Annotated in this window: 7 protein-coding genes; 4 read left to right on the top strand and 3 right to left on the bottom strand. The window is 65.9% G+C overall.

Annotation, left to right across the window (positions count from 1 at the left end; translation table 11 throughout):
* Positions 1–192: 192 nt before the first annotated feature.
* Both KZA10_RS05735 and KZA10_RS05730 read right to left on the bottom strand, forming a co-directional pair.
* Entirely contained in the window at positions 193–1,518 is a 1,326-nt protein-coding gene (locus KZA10_RS05735) for a nitrate/nitrite transporter (protein WP_218682399.1), read from the bottom strand.
* 153 nt (positions 1,519–1,671) lie between these two features.
* Positions 1,672–2,205 (bottom strand): AAA family ATPase, encoded by a 534-nt coding sequence (locus tag KZA10_RS05730; RefSeq protein ID WP_218682398.1) that lies wholly within the window; start codon positions 2,203–2,205, stop codon positions 1,672–1,674.
* Between the two features lie 546 nt (positions 2,206–2,751).
* Here KZA10_RS05730 and KZA10_RS05725 point away from each other — a divergent pair.
* From KZA10_RS05725 to KZA10_RS05710, 4 genes are all read left to right on the top strand, one after another.
* The gene (locus tag KZA10_RS05725; RefSeq protein WP_218682397.1) at positions 2,752–3,918 is read left to right on the top strand and encodes a glutathione-independent formaldehyde dehydrogenase; all 1,167 of its coding nucleotides are present in this window, start codon (positions 2,752–2,754) and stop codon (positions 3,916–3,918) included.
* 1 nt (position 3,919) lies between these two features.
* The gene (locus KZA10_RS05720; protein ID WP_218682396.1) at positions 3,920–4,489 is read left to right on the top strand and encodes a type 1 glutamine amidotransferase domain-containing protein; all 570 of its coding nucleotides are present in this window, start codon (positions 3,920–3,922) and stop codon (positions 4,487–4,489) included.
* The gene (locus KZA10_RS05715) at positions 4,486–4,788 is read left to right on the top strand and encodes a putative quinol monooxygenase (RefSeq protein WP_218682395.1); all 303 of its coding nucleotides are present in this window, start codon (positions 4,486–4,488) and stop codon (positions 4,786–4,788) included. The genes KZA10_RS05720 and KZA10_RS05715 overlap by 4 nt, the downstream gene beginning before the upstream one ends.
* A 142-nt stretch (positions 4,789–4,930) precedes the next feature.
* Positions 4,931–6,061, top strand: a complete 1,131-nt coding sequence (locus KZA10_RS05710) for an FAD-binding oxidoreductase (RefSeq protein WP_218682394.1) — start codon at positions 4,931–4,933, stop codon at positions 6,059–6,061.
* On the opposite strand, the gene KZA10_RS05705 is transcribed toward KZA10_RS05710, so the two are convergent.
* Positions 6,058–6,506 (bottom strand): integrase core domain-containing protein (locus tag KZA10_RS05705; protein ID WP_218682393.1); only part of this gene is annotated, 449 nt, incomplete at its 5' end. The genes KZA10_RS05710 and KZA10_RS05705 overlap by 4 nt on opposite strands.

The following is a 6,506-nucleotide window of genomic DNA, read 5'->3' as shown; positions in this document are numbered from 1 at the left end:
CGACACGGTCGACCGTGCACAGGGCTGGTCCGCACGGGCCGACCGGGAGCGAGCCGTGCAGGAGGGGCCGCTTCCCTCCGGTTGGACCCCGCGCGGTCGTTGATCTCACCGTCTTCAGCGCCGCCGTGACCGCACCGGACTCCGCGCGCGGATTTCGAGCCACGCAGCGGGAAACGCTGTGCGGATTGAGGTTCAGCGCCGCCGTTCGGGATCCAGACCCATGCGGATCCGCGTCCGCTTGCGTTCGATGAGGATGAACACGGTGCCGATGATCCAGAGGGGGATCGGCGTGAGGAACGCGATCCGGAAGGCATCGAGCGAATAGGTCTCGGGAGTGCCGGCGCCCTGAAGGTCGAGGGCGAGTCCGATCAGGAAGATGGCGATGAGTGCGGCGATGAAGCCGCCGGCGTTCGTCACCCCGGTTGCCGTGCTGAGCCTGTGGGACGGGTTGTGTGTGCGCGCGTGATCGAAGGCGATCATCGATGCGGGTCCGCCGGTCGCGAGCGCGATGGCCAGTACGTAGAGGAGCCAGCTCGGTGCGGTGCCTGGCAGGGCGATGACGGCGATCCAGGCGACCATCTGCACTCCGACGGCGGGGAGCACGAGAGCGAGGGATCGGTGATTCGGCAGCCGGCGGGAGAGATCGCCGATGATCGGCCCGAGAAGCATGCCTGCAATGACATATACCGAGATGATGCCTGCGGCGTGCGCGGTATCGAGTCCCTCCGCAGCGGTGAGGAACGGCATACCCCAGAGGAGGACGAACGCGGTGCCCGCGAACGGCGTGGTGAAGTGCGACCAGAACGCGAGACGCGTTCCCGGGTGCGCCCAGGCTGCGCGTATGCCGACTCCGGTATCTATCGCGGAGGTGACGACGCGGATGACGCCGGTATCGGTGTTCACTGTCACGTCGGCACCGCGCTCTGCGGGATGGTTGCGGATGACCAAGGCGACGAGGATCGTGAAGAGCACGCCGAGGCCGGCGATGCTGCCGAAGGTGATGCTCCAGCTGGTGGCGTGCAGGAGTGCAGCGACGGGAACCAGGGCGATCAGCTGGCCGGTCTGGCCGATGATGCCGGTGAACTGGACCATGATCGGCCCTCGTTGCGCAGGAAACCAGGTCGCCACCAGACGCAGTACAGCGGGGAAGATCGCGGCGTCGCCTGCGCCGAGCAGCACGCGTGCGAAGATCGCGACGCCGATGCTGGGGGAGAGCGCCATGGTCAGCTGGCCCGCGGCCATGAGTAACATGCCGACCGTCATGATCGGACGCGACCCGAAGCGATCCAGCAGAATACCGACGGGGATCTGCATGCCGCCGTAGACGGCGAGCTGCACCACGGCGAACAGCGCCAGCGTCGACGCATCCGCTTGGAACCGGTCCGCCGCTTCGACGCCCACGGCGCCGAGAGATGTGCGGTTCGTGATCGCGAGCACATATGCCGCGACTCCGACGGACCATATCAGCCATGCTCGCCACCCCGGTGTCGAGACGGGGGAGTGGGAGACCTGCTGCACCTCCCCAACGTTACTCCTCCGGGAACATGGCAGACGATCGGTGATGAGCGCAAGGACATGCTCGTCTACAGCCAGCTGCGACCGCGGTAGCGCAAGAGGGCGGACTCGTCGATGTCGGTCTCCTCCGCCATCCGGTGATCGCGTGTGGCGCAATCACATGCGCATGCCGCCGCTGAGGTCTTCCACGATGATCTTCACGAGTTCTTCGGAAGTCGTCTCCGGTCCGACCCGCCGCTCATCGAACCAGGGGAGTGGTTGCCACCCGTCGTGCCATTCGCGGATCCTGTCCTCACCGAAGTCGTTCGCGAGCGGCCTCCCCGCGTGGCGCCGGATCGTCTCGTCGAGACCGACGTCGAACTGGTAGATGCACGTCGTCCCGCGGTGGTCGCGATACAAGCTCTCGAAGACGTCGGAGTAGTCGCGCAGGTTGAAGACCCCATCGAGAATCACGTCGTATCCGAGGTCGAGTGCCTGTCGGGCAGCGCCGACGATCAGGACGCTGGCATCCCTGGACCGCCTCAGCCGATCGGGGTCGTGCAGCAGCTCCCGGCGAAAGTGATCCTGCGAGATGAGAGCCACCCGCTCACCGAGCTTCGGCCGCAGCGCCGTCGCCGTCGTCGTCTTGCCCGACGCCGCGTCGCCGCGCAAGATGACGAGACGGGTGGAGTCACTGCCGGTGTCAGCCATCGAACCATTCTCGCAACCCGTGGCGGGAAGGCCGATGATCATCACGCCTGATGACGGCTGGCCGTGTTGAATGGGCAGATGCCGCACTCTCACACGCCCGAGCCTGCTGTGCGCCCGGGGGCGCATACCCGAAGCGGTTTCTCATCGCTGCCGGCGCGGGATGTTCGGTGATCGGGGATGGGTCGGTTTCCACTACTGGTGACCCGGCGTAATCGTGACCGGCGTATTCGCTGTCGAGAACGCCCGTCCGACACTCCGCCGAATACGTACCACACGCGTTTCGGTGCGGTTAGGTTTCGGCGGGGGGTTTCGGCGGGTCACGCTTCGGCGTGTCGCGCGCTTGATGGTCCTCGTCGGCCCGGTCGCCAGAAACGAACGTTTACGGTGCACTCGCGATAGAGCCCACGGATCGCGCCGAAAACGCACATCAGAACGTGGTTTCGGCGGGCGTTCAATGTCTCGCGAAGGGCTGGCGTTGTCAATGCCCTACCAGCAGGCTATCGAGGCCAGTAGGTTCTCGAGCAACACCATTTGATCGGAGTAGACATGAAAGCAGTAGTGTACGAGGGACCCCGTCAGGTCAGCACGAAGGATGTCCCGGACGCGAAGATCGAGCGACCCACCGATGTGCTGGTCAGGGTGACGACGACGAACATCTGCGGCTCGGACCTCCACATGTACGAGGGGCGGACCTCCTTCGAGGTAGGCCGGACGTTCGGTCACGAGAACATGGGGGAGGTCATCGAGGTCGGTAGTGGCGTGGAGAAGGTCAGGGTCGGAGACCGGGTTGTGCTCCCGTTCAACATCTCGTGCGGATTCTGTAAGAACTGCGAACGCGGCCTGACCAACTACTGCCTCACCACCCAGCCCGACCCATCATTCGCGGGTGCGGCCTATGGGTTCGCCGACATGGGTTCTTATGGCGGTGGCCAAGCGGAGCTGCTCCGCGTGCCTTTCGGTGACCACAACGCGCTGCGCCTGGGCGAGGATGCGGAGGAGAAGGAGAACGACTACGTCATGCTCTCTGACATCTTTCCCACCGGCTACCACGCCACCGAGATGGCCGGCGTGATCCCCGGTGACAGCGTCGTGATCGCCGGGGCGGGTCCGGTCGGGCTGATGGCCGCCCTGTCCGCGACGATCAAGGGTGCCGCAAAGGTGATGGTGGTCGATCGCCACCCTGACCGGCTCGCGCTGGCCGAGCAGATCGGCGCGATTGCCATCGACGACTCCAAGGTCGACCCCGTGCAAGCTGTTCTCGACGAGACGATGGGGCTCGGAGCTGACCGTGGCTGCGAATGCGTGGGCTACCAGGCCCACGATCCCCAGGGCAACGAGGACACCGCCGCCACCCTGAACATGCTCATCAACTCGGTCCGCTTCACCGGAAGAATCGGCACCGTCGGCGTGTTCGTCCCCCAGGACCCTGGAGGCAAGGATGATCTCGCCAGGCAGGGAAAGGCGGCCATCGATTTCGGCACACACTGGTTCAAGGGGCAGACCATGGGAAACGGACAGGCCCCGGTCAAGCGGTACAACCGACAGCTCCGGGACTTGATCGCGGCCGGCAAGGCGACCCCCTCGTGGATCGTCTCCCACGAGATCTCGCTGGACCAGGCTGCCGATGCCTACAAGAACTTCGACGCCAGGTCCAAGGGTTGGACCAAGGTTCTCATCAAGCCCGGGATGTCGACCGAGAAGAAGGCGAACTGATATGGCCGAGACGCTGCAGGGCAAGAGAGTCGCGATCCTCGCCGCCGACGGAGTCGAGCGCGTTGAGCTCGAGCAACCCCGCGAAGCACTGGAACGGGCCGGCGCTCAGACCGAGGTCCTATCGATCCACGACGGCGAGATCAAGGCCCGTGAGAACGACCTGGATGAAGCGGGCACGTTCACCGTCGACGGGTTGGTCGCCGACGCCTCGGTGGGCGACTACGACGCCCTGCTGCTTCCCGGCGGCACGGTGAACCCCGACCAGCTCCGGGTCGACAAGGACGCCGTCTCCTTCGTCCGCGACTTCGTCGAGAGCGGCAAGCCCGTTGCTGCGATCTGTCACGGACCGTGGACGTTGATCGAGGCCGGCGTGGCCGCCGGTCGCACCCTGACGTCGTTCCCGAGCATCCGCACGGACCTGCGCAACGCTGGTGCGGACGTCGTCGACCAGGACGTCGTGGTGGATGGGAACCTGATCACCAGCCGTTCGCCGGAGGACCTGCCGGCGTTCTCCGAGGCGATAGTGACCCAACTCGCGGGCACCACGACAAAGGAAGAGGAGCAGTCATGAGTGTGACCAAGGGATTGATGGTCAGGTTCGACGCGTTGCCCGGGAAGGAGGACGACGTGAAGGAGTTCCTTGACAGCGGCCGTGCGCTTGTTGAGGACGAGCAGGCGACCACCGCGTGGTTCGCGATCCGTCTCGGCCCGTCCTCATTCGGGATCTTCGACGTGTTCCCCGATGACGCCGGCCGCGACGCGCACCTGTCCGGCGCAGTCGCGACCGCTCTCGGCGAGCAGACGGGCAAACTGTTCAGCGAGCCGACGATCGAGAAGCTCGACGTCCTGGGCTCCAAACTCCCCGCCTGACACCACAGACCGGGAGTACTGGCCCAGAAAGGAGGGGTCGTTTGCGCGCGGTGGCTTCGGGCTTGCACAGCCCGCTGACGCCGTGGCAGCGGCCCCTTCTCTTGCGTCCTACCGCTAATCGCCAACAGATCGGGGAACCGCGATGACAGGAACTGACGACGGCGTTGCCACGACGCGTTCACCCGAGGTAGCAGTGATCGGGGGCGGGATCGTCGGTCTGGCGACGGCGTACGCGCTGCGGGATCAGGGCGTACCGGTGCGCTTGTACGAGGCTGGTGTGCCCGGGACGGGTCAGTCCGCAGGCGAGTCGCGGATCTTCCGGCATGCCCACGACGACCCGCGACTCGTCGCTTTCGCGCGCGAAAGCCGCGGCGTATGGGATGAGTGGGCCGAACACTTCGACGTCGAGCTGGTCTCATCAGACGGTGTCCTGGCGATCGGAGACAGCGCCCTGGCGCGGCTGCGGGTGCTCGACCAGGTCGGCGGCGTGGAAGCGCACGAGATCGACGCGGCCGAGGTCGCCCAGCGGATGCCGCTGCTCGCTGGGTACTCGGGGCCAGCTGTGCTCGACGAATCGGGCGGCGCGATCCGTACCCGAGCCGCGATCACGGCACTCACGGGTGCCCTCGCAGATGCCGTCACCACAGGTGAGGTCATCTCCATCGATCCCCGCGCCGACGGGACGGTCGAGGTGCGCAGCGTCACCGACCGGGCTGTCTACTCCAAGGTGGTCGTGTGCGCCGGCCGCGAAACCGCCCGTCTGGCACGCAGCGTCGGCCTGTCGCTGCCGGTTCGCCTTGCCGCACACGTCCGGCTGACCTTCGACGTGAAAGCCGCCGCCCCGGCACGAGTCGCGTGCCTGCAGGACAGCAGCGGCGTCTTCGGCGAAGTCGGCGTCTACGCGACGCCGCTACCGGGCAACAGCAGCTATTCGGTCGGACTCAGCGACACCGTCGGCGTCCGCGACGACGGAACTTTCATCGACCCGGCGGCGATTAGATCGCTGGACGAACGCGCACGCGAATACGTGACACGGGCGCTGCCCGGTCTCCACCCAGAGCCGCGCGACTTCCTTCACTGCTGGGTGACCGATCTCCCGTGGAGTGAGGACGGCGTGGCCGTGTGGGAGGCAGGCTCTGTCCTTTTTGTGGCCGGTCACAATTTGTTCAAGCAGGCACCTGCGCTGGGTCGCGCTCTTGCCCGGGCTGCGACCGGCGGCGGTCTCCGCGCCGACCTCACGCCCGAAGCACGCCTCGGCGAGGCCCAGAGCTAGGTGTGATGTCCAGGCAGGTTGTTTTCGATTCTGCTGATGGGCGGGGCTCCGATCGCGGAGTGGTGCCTGTGATGATTGTAGAAGTGCAGCCAGCCCGGGAGTGCTTTGCGGCGCTCAGTCTCTGAGGGATAGAGCTTCGCGTATGCCCAGCCGTCGGCGAGGGTGCGGTGGAAGCGCTCGATCTTCCCATTCGTTTGTGGACGGTAAGGCCGGGTCTTCTTCGCCGTGATCCCAAGATCGATGCAGGCATCGCGCCAGGCGTGAGACTTGTAGGCCGAGCCGTTGTCCGAGAGGACGCGCTCGACAGTGACACCGCGGTCGGCAAACCAGGACACCGCTCGGCGGAGAACACCGATCGCGGTGTCCGCTTTCTCGTCGGAGCAGATCTCGGCGTAAGCGACGCGGGAGTGGTCGTCGATGACGGTGTGCACGAACGCAGTGCCGA

The organism is Microbacterium sp. BF1 (genome assembly GCF_019279095.1).
Classification (GTDB): Bacteria; Actinomycetota; Actinomycetes; order Actinomycetales; family Microbacteriaceae; genus Microbacterium; species Microbacterium maritypicum.
Note: the sequence above shows the minus strand (reverse complement) of the source record. Positions and strands in the feature narration are given on the sequence as shown.